General features: G+C 34.2%; 20 protein-coding genes and 1 pseudogene. 7 read left to right on the top strand and 14 right to left on the bottom strand.

The features are described from left to right. Positions 1–22: 22 nt before the first annotated feature. Entirely contained in the window at positions 23–829 is an 807-nt protein-coding gene (gene fdhD / locus AC3EMB_RS03145) for a formate dehydrogenase accessory sulfurtransferase FdhD (RefSeq protein ID WP_095691433.1), read from the top strand. Positions 830–1,055: 226 nt separating this feature from the next. Beyond that, complete coding sequence (locus AC3EMB_RS03140; RefSeq protein WP_000405868.1) at positions 1,056–1,562, top strand: GNAT family N-acetyltransferase; 507 nt, start codon at positions 1,056–1,058, stop codon at positions 1,560–1,562. Between the two features lie 357 nt (positions 1,563–1,919). On the opposite strand, the gene AC3EMB_RS03135 is transcribed toward AC3EMB_RS03140, so the two are convergent. Beyond that, entirely contained in the window at positions 1,920–2,042 is a 123-nt protein-coding gene (locus AC3EMB_RS03135) for a hypothetical protein (RefSeq protein WP_001085006.1), read from the bottom strand. Between the two features lie 330 nt (positions 2,043–2,372). Between AC3EMB_RS03135 and AC3EMB_RS03130 the strand changes: the two genes are divergently transcribed. The 3 genes from AC3EMB_RS03130 to AC3EMB_RS03120 all read left to right on the top strand — a co-directional run bounded on the left by AC3EMB_RS03130 (position 2,373) and on the right by AC3EMB_RS03120 (position 5,213). Next, positions 2,373–3,044, top strand: a complete 672-nt coding sequence (locus tag AC3EMB_RS03130; protein WP_063245908.1) for a response regulator transcription factor — start codon at positions 2,373–2,375, stop codon at positions 3,042–3,044. A gap of 65 nt (positions 3,045–3,109) precedes the next feature. After that, on the top strand, positions 3,110–4,555 hold the full coding sequence (locus AC3EMB_RS03125; protein ID WP_095691434.1) for a HAMP domain-containing sensor histidine kinase: 1,446 nt from the start codon (positions 3,110–3,112) through the stop codon (positions 4,553–4,555). Between the two features lie 145 nt (positions 4,556–4,700). Then, positions 4,701–5,213, top strand: a complete 513-nt coding sequence (locus tag AC3EMB_RS03120; RefSeq protein WP_000351212.1) for a GNAT family N-acetyltransferase — start codon at positions 4,701–4,703, stop codon at positions 5,211–5,213. Between the two features lie 32 nt (positions 5,214–5,245). On the opposite strand, the gene pdxR is transcribed toward AC3EMB_RS03120, so the two are convergent. Beyond that, complete coding sequence (gene pdxR / locus AC3EMB_RS03115; protein ID WP_089170391.1) at positions 5,246–6,646, bottom strand: MocR-like pyridoxine biosynthesis transcription factor PdxR; 1,401 nt, start codon at positions 6,644–6,646, stop codon at positions 5,246–5,248. Between the two features lie 120 nt (positions 6,647–6,766). Between pdxR and AC3EMB_RS03110 the strand changes: the two genes are divergently transcribed. Together AC3EMB_RS03110 and AC3EMB_RS03105 are read left to right on the top strand one after the other, a co-directional pair. Beyond that, positions 6,767–7,693 carry a DMT family transporter gene (locus tag AC3EMB_RS03110; RefSeq protein WP_001059057.1) on the top strand — a complete coding sequence of 309 codons (927 nt, stop codon included), beginning with the start codon at positions 6,767–6,769 and terminating at the stop codon, positions 7,691–7,693. 187 nt (positions 7,694–7,880) lie between these two features. Further along, positions 7,881–8,405, top strand: coding sequence for a DUF4871 domain-containing protein (locus AC3EMB_RS03105; RefSeq protein ID WP_089170390.1), 525 nt, complete (start codon positions 7,881–7,883; stop codon positions 8,403–8,405). A 285-nt stretch (positions 8,406–8,690) separates the two neighbouring features. On the opposite strand, the gene AC3EMB_RS03100 is transcribed toward AC3EMB_RS03105, so the two are convergent. The 12 genes and pseudogenes from AC3EMB_RS03100 to AC3EMB_RS03045 form a co-directional block, all read right to left on the bottom strand. Further along, on the bottom strand, positions 8,691–9,890 hold the full coding sequence (locus AC3EMB_RS03100) for an NAD(P)-dependent malic enzyme (protein WP_000880781.1): 1,200 nt from the start codon (positions 9,888–9,890) through the stop codon (positions 8,691–8,693). Between the two features lie 59 nt (positions 9,891–9,949). Next, on the bottom strand, positions 9,950–11,296 hold the full coding sequence (locus tag AC3EMB_RS03095) for a 2-hydroxycarboxylate transporter family protein (protein WP_000512722.1): 1,347 nt from the start codon (positions 11,294–11,296) through the stop codon (positions 9,950–9,952). 122 nt (positions 11,297–11,418) lie between these two features. Beyond that, on the bottom strand, positions 11,419–12,126 hold the full coding sequence (locus tag AC3EMB_RS03090; protein ID WP_000598666.1) for a response regulator: 708 nt from the start codon (positions 12,124–12,126) through the stop codon (positions 11,419–11,421). Continuing rightward, the gene (locus AC3EMB_RS03085; RefSeq protein WP_488517452.1) at positions 12,123–13,727 is read right to left on the bottom strand and encodes a sensor histidine kinase; all 1,605 of its coding nucleotides are present in this window, start codon (positions 13,725–13,727) and stop codon (positions 12,123–12,125) included. The genes AC3EMB_RS03090 and AC3EMB_RS03085 overlap by 4 nt, the downstream gene beginning before the upstream one ends. Before the next feature lie 78 nt (positions 13,728–13,805). Continuing rightward, positions 13,806–14,624 (bottom strand): methyl-accepting chemotaxis protein, encoded by an 819-nt coding sequence (locus AC3EMB_RS03080; protein ID WP_432804035.1) that lies wholly within the window; start codon positions 14,622–14,624, stop codon positions 13,806–13,808. 120 nt (positions 14,625–14,744) lie between these two features. Next, a pseudogene (locus AC3EMB_RS03075) lies at positions 14,745–15,647 on the bottom strand (cache domain-containing protein); the annotation flags it as partial. Positions 15,648–16,069: 422 nt separating this feature from the next. Further along, positions 16,070–16,819 (bottom strand): C39 family peptidase, encoded by a 750-nt coding sequence (locus AC3EMB_RS03070; RefSeq protein WP_372587753.1) that lies wholly within the window; start codon positions 16,817–16,819, stop codon positions 16,070–16,072. Positions 16,820–16,832: 13 nt separating this feature from the next. After that, positions 16,833–17,654, bottom strand: coding sequence for a transporter (locus AC3EMB_RS03065; protein WP_095691438.1), 822 nt, complete (start codon positions 17,652–17,654; stop codon positions 16,833–16,835). 233 nt (positions 17,655–17,887) lie between these two features. Next, positions 17,888–19,138 carry a sensor histidine kinase gene (locus tag AC3EMB_RS03060; protein WP_488517451.1) on the bottom strand — a complete coding sequence of 417 codons (1,251 nt, stop codon included), beginning with the start codon at positions 19,136–19,138 and terminating at the stop codon, positions 17,888–17,890. Beyond that, positions 19,135–19,806 (bottom strand): response regulator transcription factor, encoded by a 672-nt coding sequence (locus AC3EMB_RS03055; protein ID WP_064532092.1) that lies wholly within the window; start codon positions 19,804–19,806, stop codon positions 19,135–19,137. Before AC3EMB_RS03055 ends, AC3EMB_RS03060 begins: the two co-directional genes overlap by 4 nt. 195 nt (positions 19,807–20,001) lie before the next feature. Then, positions 20,002–20,706, bottom strand: coding sequence for a metallophosphoesterase family protein (locus AC3EMB_RS03050; protein WP_488517450.1), 705 nt, complete (start codon positions 20,704–20,706; stop codon positions 20,002–20,004). A 453-nt stretch (positions 20,707–21,159) separates the two neighbouring features. After that, positions 21,160–22,536: an ABC transporter substrate-binding protein gene (locus tag AC3EMB_RS03045; RefSeq protein WP_488517449.1), complete on the bottom strand. Its 1,377-nt coding sequence runs from the start codon at positions 22,534–22,536 to the stop codon at positions 21,160–21,162. Between the last annotated feature and the right edge of the window lie 21 nt (positions 22,537–22,557).

The following is a 22,557-nucleotide window of genomic DNA, read 5'->3' as shown; positions in this document are numbered from 1 at the left end:
ACATATAAAAGGGGAATGAAATATGGGGCCTACGCAAGAGACTTATACAATTGTACGTTATCAATCTGGTACATTTTCAAAACAACTTGATGAGATTGTTACAGAATCTCCTATTACTATTAAATTGAATGGTGAAGAATATGTAACAGTCGTATGCACACCAAATTATATTGAAGATATGGTAATTGGTTTTTTAATTTCTGAGGGGATTATTTCTTCCTATAAAGATGTTGAAGAACTATGGGTTCAAAAAGATAACGGAATTGTCCATGTAAAATCATCAAAAGTGAATCCGCTCTATCAAACTTTATATAATAAACGATACATCACTTCTTGCTGCGGAAAAGGTAGACAAGGTTTTATTTTCGTAAACGATGCAGCAAAAGCAAAAGACTTACATGATATACATGTAAAAATTACTCCTGAAGAATGTTTTTACTTAATGAATACTTTACAACAATCTTCCACTACCTTTCGCCAAACTGGTGGTGTTCACAATACCGCGCTATGTGATCGAAATAATATCCTTCTATCAAGAATGGATATCGGAAGACATAATGCATTAGACAAAATATACGGTCATTGTTTACGCAATGATATATCTGTTAAAGGAAAAATTATCGCATTTAGCGGACGTATTTCATCCGAAATTTTACTCAAAGTTTCAAAAATCGGATGTGAAATTGTTCTATCTAAATCTGCCCCAACAAAACTAGCATTGCAACTCGCTCACGATTTAGGCATTACAGTCGTAGGATTTATCAGAAATGAATCCTGCAATATTTACACACATCCACATCGAATTGATGGTTATCAATCGAATAACTAAAATAACTCCTCAATTGAGGAGTTATTTTAGTTATGAAAATGTAATATATTAAAGACTTGAATAGTTAATAAAGTTAATATATAATTTCATTACATATTAAAAAACAAAACATTGTAGCATATATCTTTTCATTCTTTTACAAATTAAAAGAGACTGCTAACAAAACACATACACAATCTTATAAAAGTAATGGATTTATTTGAAATCCACCAGGGAGGTTACAACTATGGAAATTCGCTTATTAACAACAGAAGACGCAGAAATATATTTAAAAGTTTGTATGGAAGGTTTAACGAAGAATCCGGAAGCTTTTAGCTCTTCTTATGAAGATGTTCTTAAACATGAAGATCCTGTGGCTGCTATGGCAAAACGATTAAGCAATCCGGATAAGTATACTCTAGGGGTCTTCAAAGATGATGATTTAATCGGCATTGCTACTTTAGAAACAAAGCCTTTTATTAAACAAGAACATAAAGCAAAAATCGGTTCCGTTTTCGTTTCCCCAAAAGCGCGTGGCCTTGGAGCAGGACGAGCTCTTATTAAAGCAATTATTGAAAATGCCGATAAATTACATGTAGAACAACTTATGCTCGATGTTGTAGTTGGTAACGCTGGTGCCAAAAAATTATATGAATCATTAGGTTTCCAAACTTACGGCGTACAAGAGCGTTCATTAAAACATAACGGTCAATATTGGGACGAGGAACATATGGTTCTGTTCTTAAATGATTAATACTTCAATATAGTTTTCCAAAAGCATCTTTTTATTAAGAAAGATGCTTTTTTCATTACAACAATGTAATCTTCATGTCACCTTTATCGATCGTACCAAACCTTTCCATTCATTATACTAAAAATATAAAGTGAAACTTTACTCAGTGGGGAACTACATCCCACGTTAATCGCATGTACTTGATATGTAGAGGAGAATGTGACATGAAACAAAACAAACGAGCTATGCTTTTAATATTTACTACAGCAATTATAACTTCTGGATTAGCAATTTTACCTTGGTTTATTATATAGAAATACTCCCCCTAACAACGAAAAAAGCTGATTGCTTCTTAAGAAGCAATCAGCTTTTTTTATATTATAAAATCCCCAAAATTTTATTTACGCAACTTATAATAATAACCATAGATACGGCAACGCACATGACAACCGTATTACGATCTTGCTTTTCTTTTTTTGAAATTTCTTCTTTTGAATTCATGTGTATGATCTCCTTTTTAAAAAAGTGTGAGATAGGAAATTTTTCTTATCCGATGCGAGGTGAATACGAAAACCCTCTCTATCTCACATACACAATAGAATGGAATTGTCATTTTATAAATAAAATGACATGACGTTATGTCGCAACATAGGGTATTTTGTGTCGCTACGTTTTCTATTATAAAAAATAGTTGTGCAAAACTAGTGCATTTTTTATGTCAATTACTCTGAGCGAAAAAATCAGCCCTCCATTCAATCACATAAAAAGAGTTTTTTATTATTTTCATGTAAACTATACAAGTAGAATGAACAGTTTGGGGTGCACAAGATTATGGTAAAAATTTTATTAGTAGACGATGAAGAACGTATGTTACGATTATTAGATCTGTTCTTAAGCCCTCGCGGCTATTTTTGTATGAAAGCTACCTCTGGCCTTGAAGCACTAAAATTAATCGAACAAAAAGAATTCGATATTATTTTATTAGATGTTATGATGCCAAATATGGATGGATGGGATACTTGCTATCAAATTCGTCAAATTTCCAACGTTCCTATCATTATGTTAACAGCTCGCAACCAAAACTACGATATGGTGAAAGGCCTCACGATGGGCGCAGATGATTATATTACAAAACCATTTGATGAGCATGTATTAGTCGCGCGAATCGAGGCTATATTACGCCGTACAAAAAAAGATGGATTTGTTAGTTTTAATGGTATTGAGTGGGATAAAACGAAACATACCGTCACAGTGTACGATGAAAAAATCTCGCTAACTCCCATCGAATTTTCGTTACTCGGACTATTTTTGCAAAATACAAACCGTGCTTATAGCCGAGATGATTTAATCGAAAAAATTTGGGGCTATGAAACAGATATCGAATATAGAACAATTGATTCACACATTCGTAACATCCGTGATAAACTACGCAAAAAAGGATTTCCAATTGAAAATTACCTAGAAACGGTCTATAAAGTCGGATATAAATGGAAAAGTGAATAATTACTTCGGTCAGTGGGAAATCGTATACCACTGACTCTTTATTATGAATAAGGTATGGTGAAAAAATGAGTAAACTTTCCCTTAAAATTGGGACATACTTTTTAATATTAGCTTTATGTATTGAAACAATTGCTTTCGTATCTTTTTATAAGAGCCTTTCAACAATGCGTGTTAAAGAAGAAACCGATGCTCTATTAGAAAAAGGTAATCGGTATCGTGATAAGATTGTAAACCGTGCAAGATGGAATGAACATTCTAAACAACAGCAATACATAGAACGTCCTAAACACCCTCGGTATCAGGATTTCACTATCGAGCATGCAGCTGAAGATTTAATCGGTTCCGAATTAATTGCTAATACTGATATCACAATCGTTATAACTGACAATAAAGGCAAAATTATTTCTAACTCCGAACCAGTAACGAAAGAAATGAAAAAACAACTTACTTGCAAAACAGAATTTATCCCAAAAAGCGGGTTAATTGTAGAAAGAAACTGGAAAAAATCAAAATTCATTTCAACAGTAAGTCCACTTGAAATTCAAGGATTTCAAGGTAATTTATATATGTTATTAAAGACGTCTTTCTTAGAAAAGATGTTACTTAAACTACTGCATCAATTTCTTATCATTAGTATTTTGACGATTATTTTAACAACTATTTCTGTCTTTGTTTTTTCTAAAGTTATTACAGATCCTCTTATAAAAATGAAAAGAGCGACAGAAAAAATGTCAAAATTAAACAAGCCAATTCAATTAGGTATTAAACGGAATGATGAACTCGGAAGTTTAGCAAAAACAATTGAAGATTTATCAAGCGAACTTACGTATATGAAAAAAGAGCGCAATGAATTTCTCGCTAGTGTCGCTCATGAACTATTAACTCCATTGACCTATATGAAAGGTTATGCGAAGGTAGCAAAGAGAGACTCTTTAACAAAAGAGGAGCGAGAAGAATACTTACAAATCATTGAGGATGAAACGGATAGTGTAACAGATCTCGTCCAAGATTTATTTATGCTTGTACAATTAGAACAACACCAATTTGTTATAAAAAAACAAAAAGTGCTTCTTCAGCCATTTTTAGAACGAATGGTAGAAAAAACAAAAACAACATTAACAAATAAGCAAATGCAACTTCATGTATATTGCAAAGATGATTTAGAAGTTTGTATAGACGAAAGACGTATGGAACAAGTTATGTTAAATTTATTACACAACGCTTATCAACATTCGCCAGAAAACACAGCCATTACGATACGTGTACTTACAAAAACAGATTCTTTTACAATAAGTGTACAAGATGAAGGTGAAGGTATCCCTGAAGAAGATATCCCGCATATATTTGACCGTTTTTATCGTGTCGATAAATCTAGAACACGAGCTACAGGCGGAAAAGGTATCGGGCTAGCTGTTGCAAAGGAAATTGTAGAATTGCATAATGGTTCTATTCTAGTAACAAGCCAATTAGGTGCGGGAACAAACTTTATAATCGAGCTACCTTTTGAATAATATGCGTGTGAAAACACCAGTAGTAGTAAACACTACTGGTGTTATTTTGTTCATAAAAACAGCTCACATAAGCTAAGCTTTTGAAATTATTCTTATTTCAATATAAAATAAAGGTACATTTGCAAAGATTTGGAGGGTGATATAATTGGATATCCATGTATTAACAAAAGACGAAGCAGAAATTTACTTAGAACTTCGCGTAGAAGGATTAAAGCAAAACCCTGAAGCATTCAGCTCTTCTTATGAAGATATTATTAATAAAGAGTGTGCGATTGAATATAAAGCACAAAAATTAGCACAAGATGAAAACTATACGCTAGGTGCATTTAAAGATGGAAAATTAATCGGGGTTGCAACACTGGAAACGAAACCATATGTAAAACAAGAACATAAAGCTAAAATCGGTTCTGTATATGTATCTCCAAAAGCGCGCGGACTTGGAGCAGGAAAAGCACTTATTAAAGAATGTCTTGAGCTTGCTAAATCTTTAGAAGTAGAACAAGTTATGCTTGATGTTGTTGTTGGCAACGATGGAGCGAAAAAACTTTATGAATCATTAGGTTTTAAAACATTCGGTGTACAAGAACGTTCATTAAAATATAACGGACAATATTGGGACGAAGAGCATATGGTCTTATTCTTAGATGAAAATAAATAATAAAAAACATCCTCATGTTTGGAGGATGTTTTTTACTTTCTTGTAAACCATGCCGTGTGTAATAATTGAATCGCTTTCGCAATTTCTTCCTCTGATAATATCGCAAACCCAAGTAAAACTACATTCTCAGGCGCCGTACCGTCTTTATAGTACGTAGACACAGGATATATTTTGATACTATGTTTCGCAGCTTCTTGAATTAATTCTTCTTCCCGCATTCCATTATACACTTTTAATAAAATGTGTAATCCCGAATCTTCTCCTATCACTTCAACACGATTAGAGAAATACTTCTCTATTTCAAAAACAAGTCGATCTCTCTTCTTTCGGTAGACAACACGCATTTTATGAATATGTTTTTCCCAATATCCTTCATTTAAAAATCTTCTAATCACTTCTTGATCTATTCTTGAAACACTTTGTGTATAAAATAAATATTGCTGTTGATACTTTTTAATTAATTTCTTCGGCAACACCATATAGCTCATCCGTAGCGATGGCAATAATGCTTTAGATAGCGTCCCCATATAAATAACTTTCCCCTCTGTATCTAACCCTTGCAGCGCCGGTATAGGCTTTCCAGAATAGCGAAATTCACTATCATAATCATCTTCAATAATATACCTGCTCTCTTCTTTCTTCGCCCATTGTAAAAGCTGCGTCCTTCTCGTAATAGGCATAATCATTCCATATGGGAATTGATGAGAGGGAGTTACAAATACAACATTTGCATCGCTATTTTCTAAATCTGCAATACAAATTCCATCTCTATCTAAAGATAACATTTTGACTCTTGCTTCTCCCTGTTCAAAAACAACCATCTTCCTATGATACCCTGGGTTTTCAACTGCATAATTGCTTCCCTTTAACAACTGAAACAATAGTTTCACTAATATTTGTGTTCCCGCTCCTAATACAATTTGACTAGCTGAACAACGTACACCTCTAGATTCATACAAATAATTCGTAATCTCTTCTCTTAAGCTCGCTTCCCCTTGAGGGTGTCCTAGAAAGAGAAGTTCGTTATTATGTGGCTGCCATACTTCATTTACAATTTTCCGATACATATTGAATGGAAAAGCATTCGTATCAATTCCTGTTTGTGTAAAGTCAAATTTATAACTCTTCTCCTGAAACAGTACTTCTTCTATTCTCTCTCCGCTATCCTCTACATGAACCATTTGCTCAATCTTGCATACAAAATAACCTTTTCTCGATATCGACTCAATATAACCTTCTGCAAGTAATTGTTCGTACGCTGCCTCTACTGTATTTTTACTTACTTGTAAATGTATCGCTAACTTTCGCTTAGCCGGTAATTTCGTAAAAGGGACAATCGATCCATCTTTAATCTCTTTTTTTATATACTCATACAATTGCACATACAATGCCTTTTTACTATTCATATTTAAATTAGGCGTTAATTCTAACATAATATCTGACCCCTTAATAAAACTAAAATCTGATACTTTTTACAGTACCAGATTTTATATATAATTCCTTGTATCATGTCACACATAAAAAATCAAATACCGGAGAGGAGAAACATGATAATGAACAATGGTAGACGTATCGGACTCATTATGATTATTACAGGGGCTACATTATGGGGATTATCTGGTCCAATGATTCAGTGGCTATTTCAACATACTAATGTATCCTCAATTGATTTTTTAACAATTCGATTGTTGCTTGCAGGAATATTTATTTTGTCTTTCTTACTTATAAAGAAACAAAACATATTTCAAATTTGGAAACACCCTAGATATTCTATACAACTTATTATTTTTTCTATTCTCGGCATGCTTGGTGCGCAATACGCCTTTATCGAAACAGTTCATATTAGTAACGCGGTCACAGCAACACTATTTCAATTTCTAGGTCCTGTTCTTATAACCATGTATGTTGCATTTGAACAAAGAAAATTCCCTGCTTCCATGCAACTATTCGCAATTATAGCCGCGCTAATAGGAACATACTTTATTATTACAAATGGCTCAATTGAAAATGTTGTTTTATCTAAAGAAGCTATTATTTTTGGACTATTAACAGCAATTGGATTTGCATTTTATACCCTTCATCCGGCTTCTCTCATTAAAGAATGCGGGACAACTGTAGTAATTGGTTGGGGGATGTTAATCGGAGGAATTGCACTACTTATTTATAATCGTTCATTCGGGTGGAATCACTTTTCACAAACCCTTACACTAAAAACTTTTTCTATGCTTATTCTTATCATTATTAGTGGTACCCTTTCTTTCCTTCTATATATCGGTAGTCTTAAATATTTAGCAGCAACAGAAACAAGCATTTTATCTAGCATTGAACCCCTTGTAGCTGCCATCGTTTCAATTACTTGGCTAAATGAATCTTTTGGAACATATCAATTATTAGGCGGCGTATGTATCGTTCTGTCCGTTATTTTTTTGACGATGCCTCAAAAAGAAACCGAACCAACCTATACAACTGAACAAGTATAAAGTGAAACTTTAATTAGTGGGGCTATCTCCCACTGATTATTAACCTACACCAATCGGACTTTTACGGGATAAAAAATGTCAAAAGAGGTCGTACAAAACTTACGACCTCTTTTTATACTTTAAAGGAATTGTCCCGCCTTCTAGCAAATACAATTACACTAACAATAAAAACTAGGAGTGTGGCACCATGAAAAAAATCGGAACTATGCTACTTCTCTCCTTCCTCATCACTGGATGCACACCAGCACAACCTGATTCAAAAGCATCTAAAACTGAAGCTGTCGCAACGTCATCCAATCAAGTGAACGCACCTTCCTTCTTTCATCTTAGTGTTTTAAAAGATGTAAATTGGGAAGAAACACCTTCTTTCGTAGAAGGAAAAATGCCTTTAAAAGGCATCGAAGGTAAAGTCGCAATGGCTGATAGTCCCATTATCGCAAATGAACAAAATGAAATAATGTGGCACTTTCTAGATTCTAAGATGCCAACTGGAAAATTGTCTATTATTGCGCTAAAACAAGGATCTGTAACTCCAACACCAGTACTCTTTCAAAAAGAAACTTCCAAACAAACTTGGACTACTTCAAATACAATCGATTCTACTACAAACGAACTCCCTCTCGCTATGTCACTACCTTCATCTGGATTATGGTTATTAAATATATATGTGAATGAAAAATATTATGATCAGTTTATAATCACTGCTGAGTAAAGTGACAAAAATAAACCACTTTCTTACAACAATGTAATTTCTACGTCATGTACTTCGATAGTTGAATTATCTCTCTTCTCTTATACTTAAAGTAAGAAATGAAAAGAGGAGAGATGAAAAAAATGATAGAAGTGATCGTAGCAGTAACTGAGGTTTTAGTGAATGGTAAACAAGTTGCAATGGAATTAAATAAATAGTGAAGAAACATAAATAATTCTACACTTCTTCATTATTTTGATTTCTTATCTCAAAAAAGCAGTGCCTTTTAGGCACTGCTTTTAGCTATTAATAACTTGGTATTTTCGTAATTTGCGCCACGCCTGAATCAATAGCTGCTTTCGCTACTGCTTCTGCAACACTTGGAACAACTCTTTTATCTAATGGATTCGGGATTACATAATTCGCATTACGTTCTTCGTCAGTAATGATGTTAGCGATCCCATATGCTGCCGCTAATTTCATCTCTTCTGTAATATCAGTTGCGCGCACATCTAACGCACCGCGGAATATTCCGGGAAACGCCAATACATTATTTACTTGATTCGCATAATCCGAGCGCCCAGTTCCTACTACAGCTGCCCCAGCCTCTAATGCATCCTCAGGGAAGATTTCTGGAATTGGATTCGCCATTGCAAACACAATTGCTTTCTCATTCATCGTCTGTACAAGTTCTTTCGTTAATACGTTAGGAGCAGATACGCCAATAAAAATATCAGCTTGGTGAATCGCTTCTTTTAACGTTCCACGCACATGTTCACGATTTGTCTTTTTTGAAACTTCAATTTGTGCTTCGTTCATCCATGTTTCACCTTCACAAACAATACCTTCTAGGCTAACTAGCGTAATGTGCTTTGCACCAGCCTTTAATAATAATTTTCCAATTGCAATTCCTGCCGAACCCGCACCGTTAATAACGATTTTCACATTATCCATTTGTTTGCTAACAACTTTTAATGCATTAATAACAGCTGCTAAAACGACAATAGCTGTTCCATGTTGATCATCATGGAATACAGGAATATTCGTTTCTTCTTTTAATCGTTTTTCAATTTCAAAACAACGCGGTGCTGCAATATCTTCTAAATTAATCCCTGCAAATGTAGGCTCTAAATTTTTTACAAGGGTAACGATTTCATCTACATCCGTTGTGCCTAAACATAATGGGAAAGCATCTACATTCGCAAACTTCTTAAACAAAATACTTTTTCCTTCCATAACAGGCATAGCCGCTTTCGGTCCAATGTTTCCTAAACCAAGTACCGCTGTTCCATCTGAAACAACTGCCACCATATTACCACGTGCTGTATAGTCATACACCGTTTCTTCATCTGCCGCAATTGCTTTACAAGACTCCGCTACACCTGGCGTATACGTCAGGCTTAAATCATCTGCTGAATTTACCTCCACTTTACTTGTAATTTCAATTTTCCCTACTAATTCTTTATGCAATAACAATGATCTTTCATTAATTTGATTTGCTAACATACTTATAATCTCCCCTTAATTTGACAAGCTAGCTATATGAATATAGCTAGCTTGTTTGATCATGAAAACATTTTTAATAATATTGTCGCTGTTACAACCATTGCCGCTCCGCCTAAACGAGTAGAAATTTGCGCGAACGGCATTAATTCCATACGATTTGAAGCCGATAAAATAGCAACATCTCCAGTTCCGCCTAAACCGCTATGACATCCAGTTACAATCGCCGATTCAACTGGATACATTTTCATCACTTTCCCTACAAGAAAACCTGATGCTACCATTGTAAGAACAACCGATGCGCACACAACAACATATCCTACTGAAAGAACTGCTGCTACGTCTTTTAACGGAATATATAGCAATCCTAATCCAACCATTAAAGGCCAAGTTAAATTCTTCGAAATAAATTTATATAAATGGAATGCTCCTTGCTCCATTTTTGCTGGCATTAATTTAAAGTATTTCACAAGTGCTGCTGAGAAAATCATAATGATTGCCCCCGGAATACCGATGAACTTAGAAGCAAATCCTCCGAAGATGAAGAACGTACACGCAATTAATAAACCTGCTCCCATTAATGAGAAGTCAATTGGCTTCTCTGTATTTTGTTCTTTTAATAATTCTGCTTGATTGTCTGTTTTCACTAATACACCGTTACCACTAAGCTCCGGTTTCTTCTCACCTAAACGCTTCATATACCCTGCACTTACAATTGCGAACATATTTCCAATAATAGCTGCTGGAATAAGCTGTGATACAAACGTTGCTGACGATTCATTTAAAATATCACTATAAGCTAGCGACAATGGTAAAATCCCTTCCCCGATACCACCACTCACAATTGGTACGATGATAAAGAAGAATGTGTGCTTCATTTCAAATCCAAATAATGAACCGACCAATAACCCTACTGCTACAGAAGCTAACGTCCCTACTACTAAAGGAATAAACATGCGAACGAAACCTTGTACTAACACTTTACGGTTCATTCCTAAAATACTTCCGACTACTAAACAAGAAATATATAAATATAAAAAGTTCGATTTTTTCATTAACATAGTCGCAGCTTCCATTGAAGCTGGATTCATCCAGTTAAAAAATACAAGTAATGATGGAATAAATAACGAAAGTATTGCTGGACCGCCGATATTTTTTAAAATTGGAATTCTCATCCCAATATCGCCTAAGAAAATCCCCATGATCATAATAACTGCAAATCCACCAATCATATCTGCTGGCAATTTATTATATACAGATGCCCCATAAATAATAGCAGCCAATACTACATATAACGGTAAAGGTATAACACCGATTTTTACATTCATAATTTTAGAAGCGAAAGATTCTCTTTGTACTTCATTTCCTTCAGAAAATGATACCGCTTCCACATTCTTTTGAATTCCCATATGGCACCCCCTCGTTTTCTTAATAACAATATTAAAACGCTTTCAATAGTAAAAATAGTTTTTGTAAGTTTTGTAATTGATTTTGTAATTAAAAAAAGTATAAGCGACTTATACTAAGTCGCTTATACGTAAAACTCTATTTTCTTTTGATCAACACATCTTAATTTACTTACAGGTCTTCCCACATGTTGGTACATCATTTCGTTTTCTAACACCCCAATGTCAGTCAAAAACATTACATATTTTCGAATAGAAACTCTTGAAATTCCAACTAATTGTGCCATTTCATCTGTTGTAAACACCCTTCCATTCAACGACTCGATCTTCTGCCAAATTAATTGCAACGTTTGCTTCGTTAACCCTTTCGGAAGCTCTTTCGTGACAGTAGGCTCCCTTTTTTCTTTTTGTAAAATTAACGAATCTAATTCCGATTGACTAATTTTTTGTTGTTCTTTCATGAAAGTAAGTTTTTCTCGATATATAGTTAATGCCTCTTTAAATCGTTCAAATGTAAATGGTTTAATTAAATAATCTACTACGCCATATTGTAATGCTTTTTTAATACTTCCCATATCATGTACAGCTGAAATCATTATAATATCGATTTCTTTTTCTTGGTTCCGGATATACATTAAAAGCTCAAACCCAGTCTCTTCAGGCATAAAAATATCAAGTAATACTAAATCTACTCGTGATTTCTCTAATATTTCTATCGCCGACTTTACTGAGTTAACTGCTTGAACAAGCTCAAACCCTCCTACTTGCTCTAAATAATGCGTATTTAACATTGCTACCATCGGGTCATCTTCTACAATTAAAACTTTAATCATATTTGCCTCTCATCCCTACCTTTAGGTATTTCAATTGTTATCGCTGTTCCCTTTCCTACTAATGAATGAATATGAATTTCCCCATTTATTCGCTGTATACTTTCTCTTACAAGATACAAACCATAACCGCGGTTATCTCCCTTTGTGGAATAACCTTTCGTAAATAATTCCTCTATTTCTTTTTCTTGTATACCTTTTCCCGTATCTTGTACTGTAATAGTTAATATATCCCCATGTTGTATCTTAACTTCAACTTGCTTCTTTTCACAATTCGTAACTGCCTCTAATGCATTATTAATTAAATTTCCGACAATCGTAATAAGTTCATGAGCAATACTTTCATCATCTATTTCCGGCATATAAGAATCTTCACTTATAATTAATTTTATATTTTTCTCTCTAGCATAACTGAGCTTACCTAGTAAAAAACCAGCAAATACTGGACTTTTTATTCTTTTCATAACTCCACCAATTTCATATTGATGCTCTGATACCATGCCGCTTATATACTTCTGTAATTCTTCATACTGTTTCATATGTGTAAGCCCTAATACGACATGCATCTTATTCATAAACTCATGAGATTGTGCCCGTAATGCTTCTGCATATAGTCTAATACCAGTTAGTTCCTCTGCTAGTTTTCTAATCTCTGTTTTATCACGAAATGTTGCAATTGCACCAACTATTTCTCCTTTTACATATAAAGGAACTCGATTCGTCACAATCGTAATTCCGTAAATATTTTGTTCTTCGTTTAATTGTACTTCTCCCGTTTGCAATACTTCTTTTATACGTGAATTTGGCATATACAACTCAACATCTTTACCGATAAAATCTTCTTCAAGTCCGCTTTTTTTAAATAGACGTTTCGCTTCATTATTAATTAACGTTACTCTAGCCTCTCTATCTACAGCAATAATACCTTCCTTTACAGATTGTAGCATCGTATTTCTTTCTTCAAGAATTTTTGCTATCCTGTGCGGCTCAAGACCGAATAAGCTTTTCTTTATATGTCTAGCTAGCAATATTGCTCCTATAATTCCGACTAATACACCAACTCCGACACCAATATAAATGATATGTCTACTTTCCTTAACTCTCTCTTTTACATTATCTGCTGAAATACCAACAGCCACTGCTCCAAGTTGTTCACCTGTTTCGGAAAATATTGGTACAAACACTCGCATGGAAATACCTAAAGTTCCTTCTGCTAACGATACATGTTCTTTTCCTTTCAATACAGGCCCTTCATCCCCGCCAATAAAATGATGACCTATTTTTTGAGGATCTGGATGAGATTTTCTTATTCCATCCATGTCCATAACTACAATAAATTGAACACCTGTGTTTTTTAATATCCTATTTGTATACGTTTGGATTGCAGAGGTATCTGCTTTCCCAACCAAGCCATCGATTACAATCGAATCATTCGCCACAATGTGTGCAATTGTTTTTGCTTTCTCTGCTTGGCTATCCTCCGTCGTCCGTTCTACATTATGACTAATTAATATATCTGTCACAAGTAAAGAAAAAATTACAACTGTACAAACTAACAATGTAATCGTTTTCCACAAATTCCATAGTCTTTTTCTTTTGTTCATCCCGTTAATGACTCCCCTAATTGCTGAATAGAAAAATAAGTAAGGTGATATTATTTTCACCTTACTTATCTGCTATTATTATACTTTAAATTTACTAGTCATCGCTTGTAGTTCTTCGGCCATCTCAGCTAAGTTTTGCGAAGCTGAACTAATTTCTTCCATGGAATTAACCTGTTCTTCTGTTGAAGCTGCAACACTTTGCATACTAGCTGTATTTTCTTCTGCAGCAGCTGCAATTTCATCAATAGCATTTGTCACTTCATTTGCATCTCCAGCAATTCTCTTCGTTGTTTCTACCATTTGATTAACTTGAGAAACAATATGTGTAGTAGAACTTAAAATTTCCGTAAAACTTACTTTCGTTTTTGTTACAACATCAAGGCCTTGTTGAACTTCTCCATTCACATTATCCATTGCCTTAACAGTATGTTCAATATCCGCCTTAATTTCTGCGATTAAATTTGCAATCTCTCCAGATGACTCTCCTGATTGCTCTGCTAATTTTCTAACCTCATCTGCTACAATAGCAAATCCTCGTCCCTGTTCACCTGCTCTTGCTGCTTCAATAGCCGCATTCAAAGCTAATAAGTTCGTTTGAGTAGCGATGTTTTGAATTGCTTCAGAAATAGCCCCTACCTGCTTTGATTTCTCATCAAGAAGTTTAATAATAGCATCTGACTCGGATACCGATCTAGAAATAGACTGCATTTGTTTTGCGGTTTGTTCAACTAAATCTTCTCCCTCTTCTGCTCTTTCTCGCGCATGTAATGAGGAAATAGAAATTGACTCTGCGCTTCCAGTTACATCTTGAATTGCTGTATTTACTTGTTGCAATGTAGCCGCACCTTCTTCAACACCTTGACTTTGTGATTCGGCCCCACCTGATACTTGTTCCATTGCAATTGTAATTTGGTCTGTCGCATCATTTGCTTGCTGTACGCTTGCTGTTAACTCTTCTGCCGATGCTGCAACATGTTCTGCTGAAAAGCTAATTTGGGTAATAACATCTTGTAAAGACGTAGACATTTCATTAAATGAATTCCCTAATTTTCCTATGTCATCCTTGGAATGGATTGTAATTTTCTCTGTTAAATCTCCGTTACTAATTTTATATGCCGATTCAGCTATTTTTCGTAATGGCCTTGTAATAGACTTTGTAATGAAATAAATTAATACACTACCAAATGCAATAGCAATAGCAATGACAATCAAAGTCTTATAAAACACTGGACTGGCAGCTTGGGTAATTTCTTCATCGAACATAACGCCAACTACTTTCCAGCCCGTTTTCTCATTTGTTGCAAAGATTAAATTCTTTTTATCATCTTGTTCTGTATAAGACACATTTCCTTGTTTATCTTCATAAATTGGTTTAATCCAAGGATCAGTAACTTTTGCACCTGGTTTTCTAGATGGATGACTAACAATTTGCTTATTTTGATCTAAAATAACTGCATAACCTTTTTCACCAATGTTAATCATTTTGGAAATTTTTAAGATGTTATCTAAGTTTAAATTAATTCCTATAACACCTTTACCATCTTTTACTTCTTTCGCAATTGTCACTACCATATTTTTTGTAGATGCTGACTGATATGGCGCAGTAACAATTACTTTCCCTTTATTTTCATGTGCTTCTTTATACCAAGATCTATCTGTTGGATTATACCCATCAGCCATTTGGATAAATGGTTCTCTTATAAACTTTCCCGTCTCTGTTCCAATATAAATACCTTCTACTTCTGGATGAAGCTTTATATATTGTGCTAACTTCGTTCTTACTATTTCTTCTTGTCCATTTGGATATGTATCCTCTGTTAAGATGTCTGCAAAGTACGTCGCATCAACAAATTTCTCTTCTATATTTTGAGAAATAACAGTATTTAAAATCGAAATATTCTCCTTTGCTTTATCTGTCATTTGATGTTCAAAATTTGTTTTGGCAGTTTGATATGAAACACCACCGATAATAATTCCTGGTATAGTTAAAATAATAAAAAATGAAATGATTAATTTTTTATTGATACTCATACATTTAACCCAGTTAAATATTTTTTGCATAATAAGCCTCCTTTATGTAATGTGGATACTTGTGTCATTTTATACAATTAACATATATAAAACAATATATAATGATAAAATGTAATTTTTTCTTCAATTATGCATTTTTGCATATTCATTCCTTATACGTATTTTAATCATAAAAATAAGAGAACTTTAGCATTATATATGCTAAAGTTCTCTTATTTCTTAACAGCGTCTACTCTATAGAACTTCTCTTATAATCCTCAAATGTTTATCCTTCACCTTATAGTCATATTACTAAAAATCTTCGTCCTAATTTATTTAGCGCTCTTTACATAACTAATCGCCTGACTTCCCATTTGTACCCATGCCTGTTCAAAGGTTTCTCTCGGTACTTTTACATCTAAGCTATCCTCAAGTGGATCTCGAATATATACAGATTCCTGATCATACCCAATAAGTACAACACAATGTTCATTATACGTAATAGAAACATCTCCACTATTTGTTTCCCATGTAGTAAATTCATCTTCATCTAATGGTGCAAATGTTGCATTTGTGATCATGACTACAGGTTGCCCTGCTTTTACACTCTTATAAATTTCTTCTATATTCTTCCCTGTTAAGTCTACAGCTTTATTAGGTAAATATTTTTCCGCTAACTGAAAAAGTGGCCCATGATATACACCGTATCCTGATTCAGAGAATGTATAAATATTACCTACAAATCCTTCATTCGGATTCCCGCGCACACCATCTTCTATAAAATTAACTTTTTTTATTTCATTTGCTAACGTCATCTTATCTACTGAAACACCAGCGTATTGTAACATCATCGCTAAGCTTGTCACTTCACAGCCTCTATCTAGCTCTGGTAGTTGCTGAATTAATGGTACACCTGATAAAATGGCCTTTTCATCATTATTACTAAATTCCGGTTCTTTTCCATTTTGTATATTGAAGAATGTCAACTTCTCCACATACTTTGTAATTCCATTTGTATATACACTCCATACAGCTATAGCTAGTAATGCTATACATATATACCACTTAAACCTCCGTATCACTCTCACGCCCTTTTTAGTTCGTTAAATAAGAATAAAATGCGTCAGCATCCGTTCGAATCACTGGTACAAAATTTAGTTCTTTTTCTCTCTCAGGTTGATTTTTTTTTATTTTTTCTGTTAGCTCTTGAATATTCATGTTCGCTTTGTCTATATTAAGCTCATCTGCCAATTGTAGCACCTTTTGTTCATTAATTTCTCTTAACACTTGATATATATCTTTACCGTACAAATCAATATGATATTTTTTTGCTTCTTCCTGTACTTTTTGTTCGTACACTTCTTGTGCTAACTCTTCGATTTCCTTCCCTTTTTGCGAAATGTCTAACTTCCCTGCTTCTTCTCTTACTTTCGTTCCGTAGATTTCTTCCGCAATGTCTTCGATTTCTTTTCCATTTGTTGAAATACCTAATTTATCCGCTTCATTTTTAATTTTAATCGTATTAATTTGATTAATTAAATCTACAATTGATGTATTCTCTATCGATATGCCTAGCTTTAAGGCTTCTTGCTTCACTTTTGTTTCATAGATTTCTTCAGACAGAGTTCCAACATCTTTTCCTTCAATCGAGATGCCTAACTGCTCTGCTTCTCTTCCTACTTCTGTTTCATGAATTTCTTTTTCTAGCGTAATTTGTTCTTTTCCTTCCGTTTCAATACCTAGTTTCTCCGCTTTTTCTTCTGTATTCACCGCATGTATCTTTCCATTGTTTAATTGTTCTTTACTGCGCTGTGTGTAATCTGTCTTTCCTTTTGATGTTTCAGAAGGAGAGGCACCCCCTAATATGCTTAAACTCATTACTCCAATAGTGAATACCGTCATCATTTTCTTTTTCAAAATTAATTCCTCCCTCTTACACTTTCTTTTCCATCATTCCCATAATTTTTTTAATACTATACATACATCTCATCGCTGCTTGAGATATAACATTATGATTGATAAAACTCACTCACATACACCTAGTCCCTTCTTCATATAACGAACTTTCTTTATGCCATACATAATATAAATAGTTTCTTAACTTTATCTTAAAAAAAGACGACCTTGTAAAAACAAGATCGTCTTCTTACTTATATTCTTTGATTTTTAGGGAATATCACTTCAAAGCAAGTTCCATCTCCCCATTTGCTCTCTACTGATATTTTTCCATAATGCTTTTCTACAATCCAATTTGCGATTGAAAGACCTAATCCAGCTCCTTCTGACGTACTTCTTGCTTTATCCCCTTGATAAAAACGATCAAATAATTTCGGAATATCTTCTTCTTTCACTCCTATCCCGTTATCCTTCACCTGTATACGAATTGCACTACTCGTTTGCGTGCAATCAATTTGAATATGCCCGCCTTCGTTTGTATACTTCATCGCATTATCTAACAGTATGACCATCATTTGATGAATCCGCTCTCTATCCCCCATAAAAGATACACCACGTTCTACTTTTAGCATCATTTCTTTTTCTTGATAAGAAGCAATCTCCTTATATGGAGCTACTATTTCTTCTAACAATTTATCAAGTTCAAATGTTTTCTTATCCATCTCAATTTGATTAGAATCAGAACGTGCTAGCAATAATAAATTACTAACGAGTTTCGATAACCGCCTACATTCTTTTGAAATTGTAGAAATATCCATCGCTTTTTCTTCTATCGTAGCGGATGGTGACTGGAATAAAACATCCGTTTTTGATTGAATAACTGCAAGTGGTGTCCTGAGTTCATGTGATGCATCAGAAACGAATTGCTGCTGTTTCTCCCATGAATTTTGAATAGGTACGAGTGCTCTACCAGCTAGGAAAAAGCCGATACCTATCGCACAGAGGCTTCCTATGCTACAACCTATAACAAGGATTAAAAATAAAGTATTTAACATTCTTTCTTCCGCTGTTATATCTCGCACGATTTGAACTATTTCTCCATCTTTTTGAAGCGAAAATACTCTAAAATATCGTCCTTGTACTTCAATATCTTGTAACTCCTCTAAATTTTTTGGAGAAAACTTTTCCAAATTCTCTTCAAAAATAGAACGGAATTTACGGTTATCGCCCTCTATTTTCACTATTTTTCCATTCCAAGTTATTCTAGTTACTCGCGGATCTCCAATTTGGATATTCTCTATGCGTTTTCTTGGTGGTATTTTAACATCTAATTTTTCTCTATACTGAGCCATCATTTTTATAGATTGATCCACTTCATTATAAATACGCTTATATGTGTATGAATAAATAATACTACCTAATATACCTATTAATAGGATAAATACTAATGAATTCACTATAGTCAAACGAATGCGTGTCTTTTGAAACATACTTCCCTTTTTCATTGTTCTTTTAATATATATCCAATACCTCGAACGGTTTGAATATCTTTCTGATAACTGAATGGTTCTAATTTTTTACGTAAATGATGCACATACACTTCTACAATCGCTACTGTCGTATCTGAATCAAATCCCCAAACACGATCAAAAATTTGTTCACGCATTAAAATCTTCCCGCTATTTTGAATGAGGTACTCTAGTAGCTCATATTGTTTCAATGTCAACTTAATACTTTTTCCATCTACTTGAACGTCTTTATCTTTTCCGAACAATTCAATCCCTTTATAACGAATCGTTTGCTGCGTTGTTAAACTACCACTTCTGCGTAGTAAAGCGCGAATTCTCGCTTTTAATTCAGGGGCCTGAAATGGCTTAACGATATAGTCATCTCCACCAAAGTCCAATCCCTTCACCCGATCTTCTAAAGAATCTCTCGCTGTCAAAAACAGGACTGGTGTTTCAATCTTTTCATCACGTATTTTTTGAATCACTTCAAATCCGTCCATCCCTGGCATCATCACATCCAGCAAAATTGCATCATATATATTTTGAAGCGCTAAAAACAATCCATCTTCTCCATTTATTGCCGTATCTACTTCAAATTCATCACGCAAAATTTGTACGATAGACTCTAATAACGAAGCATTATCTTCTACTACAAGTAAACGCATGCTCTCACCTTCCATCAAATAGTTCAATTCTATTTATTATTACATTTCTTCTCTTCATAACAAAAGAATGTAGTTGCATTACGTAATTTCATTTTTAACTATTTCCTTCTAAAATTTTGAAGTTTTATTATAAAAACTTTGTCTTAAATTTAGCTTAATAAAAAATTGAAAGAAATAAGATTCCTCTTATCTCTTTCAATTTTTTATTACATATACCTTTTTACTCGGCAACTCTAAACAATTTAGCTGACCGCCATACACAGCCCCGCCATCAATTCCAATAATACGATTACTACCAAAATACACTCCGCACTCCTCACTACCATGAAGCGTTTTTGTTTCCGTATGCCCAAATACAACAACCTTTTCACCGCTATATCCATTATGAAATTCATTACGGATCCACATTAACGTATATGGTTCAGATTCAGAAACTCGTTTCATCGGTTCAACCCCAGCATGTACAAATATATACTCTTCTGTTTCAATATAATGATCTAATTCTTGAATAAACTTTATATGTTCCTCTAATACACGAGAGTGTAAAATTGGTTTTTTGAAGTCTTTCTCATTAACCACAATATCTTCTTCTACAAATCCATAGCTATATAATGTCTTATCTCCACCATTTCTTTTTACCCAATGGTTCCATGAACGTTCCTCATTTGTCGTTAACGCCTTAATCATCATATCTTCATGATTTCCCTTTAAAATGAGTGCTCCCTCTTCTTTCAATTCTCTTACCTTTTCAATTACAGCACGCGCATTTGGACCACGATCTACATAATCTCCCAGTAAGATTAATTGATCCTGTTTCGCATCATATTGAGCTTCTTCCAATAACTGTTCAAACTTTTCTATCTCTCCATGAATATCACTAATAACAAGAATTCTTTTCATATTATCCCCCCTCTTTCTAATTATAGTTCAAAACAACGGAAAATTCCGAATCTTAACCTTGAATCATATTTATCCCGCATTAACGGACCGTAAGACCCCCACTGATTAAATTTTCACTTTATTACAAACTAAACTATTATCCTTACAACAATGTAAGTCTCTTGTCATCCAATTCGATAGTTGTAATTACTGTATTTCCTTATACTGAAAGTAAGAAATGAAACAAAAAACAAGGAGAGATGAGAGATGAAAAAAGTAATGGAAGTTGTAGTAGCGGTAGTAGAGGTTTTCGTAAATGGTAAACAAGTCGCAATGGAGTTAAATAAATAATGAAAAGGACAACATTCACTCTAGACCCTTTACTCATATAAAAGAGATAAGACTTCATCATTTCTTTGATCCCTTATCTCCCTATAGAGAAAGCCGTATCCCTTTTAAGGATACGGCTTTCTCTTATTTTTGACTCGTACGAGCTGAAATACTAATTGCTCTATCTGTTGCTTTGGCAGCTTCATCTAACGCTTCTTTACTATTCTTCCCGTCATACATTGCTTCTAATGCTTTTACAACTGCATCTCGTGATTCTGGGAATACACTAATTAAAGCCCCTTGTGTTGCTGGAGATTGCTTTGTCGCTTGCAGTTGATCTACTGTTACTTTTAACTGTGGATATTTTTCATATTGCTCTTTTACTAATGGCTCATTATATGCATCTGGATTAATTGAGAAATAACCTGTTGCCGTATGCCATTTTGCTTGTACGTCTGGCTTCGTTAAATATTTCATAAAGTCCCAAGCACCTTGTTGCGTTTCTTCTGAAACCATATTCGTCATCCATAATGATGCGCCTCCAATGACAACACCATTTTGTTTCGAATCCTCTGGATATGGAATATATGAAACACCTACATTAAACTTAGATGCATCAATTAAATCACGAACACCTGCTGAAGAATCTAAATACATAGCAACTTGTCCAGACTGGAACGCAGCACGAATATCATCCCAACTTGCTCCATACTTTCCAAGTGCGCCAGCTTTATTTAAATCATCTAACATTCCAAATACTTTCTGTCCTTCTTTACCGTTAAATACCGCCTTCTTTGCAGCATCTTTACGGCCGTTTTCGTTATCTACATATAAAGCACCTTGTGTCGCTAACAATTCTTCAAAGAACCAACCGTAGTTAAGCATGGAGAATCCATATTGTTTTACATTTCCGCCTTCTTTAATCGTTAACTTTTTCGCTGCTTCTTGTAATTCCGCATATGTTTTCGGAGCTTTCTCTGGATCTAAGCCCGCCTTTGCAAAAGCATCTTTATTATAAATTAATACTGGTGTAGATGAATTAAATGGCATAGAATACATTTTTCCATCAACTGAATAATAATTTGTAATTGCTTTTTCTAATTTTGACGTATCGTACTTATCTTTTTTTATCCAGCTATCAATTGGTGTGATTTTTTTGCTATCAATCATATATTTCGTTGTAATTTCACTCGATTGAACAAGAGCTGGTGCTTCTTTCGTTGCAGACATCGTTCTAAATTTTGTTAAAGACTCTTCATATGTTCCTTGGAACTCTGCCTTTATCTCGTATTTATTTTGTGACTTATTATAGTCTGCAACAAGACCATCTAGTACCCCTTGTGTTTTTCCACCCATCGCATGCCAGAACCGAATTACAGTTTTATCACCATTTTTTTCAACTGGTGCTACTTTTGCCTGCGCTTCAGGTTTTACCTCTGTTTTACTATTTGAACAAGCGGCACTAGATAATGCCATTGTTGCTACCATTAATAGAGCAGCACCTTTTTTTACTAAACTCATTTTAAGCTCACCTTCTCTTAG

The sequence above is a fragment of the Bacillus sp. LQ16 genome, from assembly GCF_057784645.1.
The sequence above is the reverse complement of the archived record's forward strand: the minus strand, read 5'-3'. Positions and strand labels throughout refer to the sequence as shown.

Bases quoted from the DNA above. Each gene is read 5' to 3' on its own strand.
- fdhD (WP_095691433.1), top strand. From the start codon at position 23: ATGGGGCCTACGCAAGAGACTTATACAATTGTACGTTATCAATCTGGT.
- AC3EMB_RS03050 (WP_488517450.1), bottom strand. From the start codon at position 20,706: ATGAAAAGAATTCTTGTTATTAGTGATATTCATGGAGAGATAGAAAAG.
- AC3EMB_RS03090 (WP_000598666.1), bottom strand. From the start codon at position 12,126: ATGATTAAAGTTTTAATTGTAGAAGATGACCCGATGGTAGCAATGTTA.
- AC3EMB_RS03095 (WP_000512722.1), bottom strand. From the start codon at position 11,296: ATGGGAATTCAAAAGAATGTGGAAGCGGTATCATTTTCTGAAGGAAAT.
- AC3EMB_RS03100 (WP_000880781.1), bottom strand. From the start codon at position 9,890: ATGTTAGCAAATCAAATTAATGAAAGATCATTGTTATTGCATAAAGAA.
- pdxR (WP_089170391.1), bottom strand. From the start codon at position 6,646: ATGTTAGAATTAACGCCTAATTTAAATATGAATAGTAAAAAGGCATTG.
- AC3EMB_RS03085 (WP_488517452.1), bottom strand. From the start codon at position 13,727: ATGAACAAAAGAAAAAGACTATGGAATTTGTGGAAAACGATTACATTG.
- AC3EMB_RS03080 (WP_432804035.1), bottom strand. From the start codon at position 14,624: ATGGAACAAGTATCAGGTGGGGCCGAATCACAAAGTCAAGGTGTTGAA.
- AC3EMB_RS03130 (WP_063245908.1), top strand. From the start codon at position 2,373: ATGGTAAAAATTTTATTAGTAGACGATGAAGAACGTATGTTACGATTA.
- AC3EMB_RS03125 (WP_095691434.1), top strand. From the start codon at position 3,110: ATGAGTAAACTTTCCCTTAAAATTGGGACATACTTTTTAATATTAGCT.
- AC3EMB_RS03110 (WP_001059057.1), top strand. From the start codon at position 6,767: ATGAACAATGGTAGACGTATCGGACTCATTATGATTATTACAGGGGCT.
- AC3EMB_RS03060 (WP_488517451.1), bottom strand. From the start codon at position 19,138: ATGAAAAAGGGAAGTATGTTTCAAAAGACACGCATTCGTTTGACTATA.
- AC3EMB_RS03045 (WP_488517449.1), bottom strand. From the start codon at position 22,536: ATGAGTTTAGTAAAAAAAGGTGCTGCTCTATTAATGGTAGCAACAATG.
- AC3EMB_RS03055 (WP_064532092.1), bottom strand. From the start codon at position 19,806: ATGCGTTTACTTGTAGTAGAAGATAATGCTTCGTTATTAGAGTCTATC.
- AC3EMB_RS03105 (WP_089170390.1), top strand. From the start codon at position 7,881: ATGAAAAAAATCGGAACTATGCTACTTCTCTCCTTCCTCATCACTGGA.
- AC3EMB_RS03135 (WP_001085006.1), bottom strand. From the start codon at position 2,042: ATGAATTCAAAAGAAGAAATTTCAAAAAAAGAAAAGCAAGATCGTAAT.
- AC3EMB_RS03140 (WP_000405868.1), top strand. From the start codon at position 1,056: ATGGAAATTCGCTTATTAACAACAGAAGACGCAGAAATATATTTAAAA.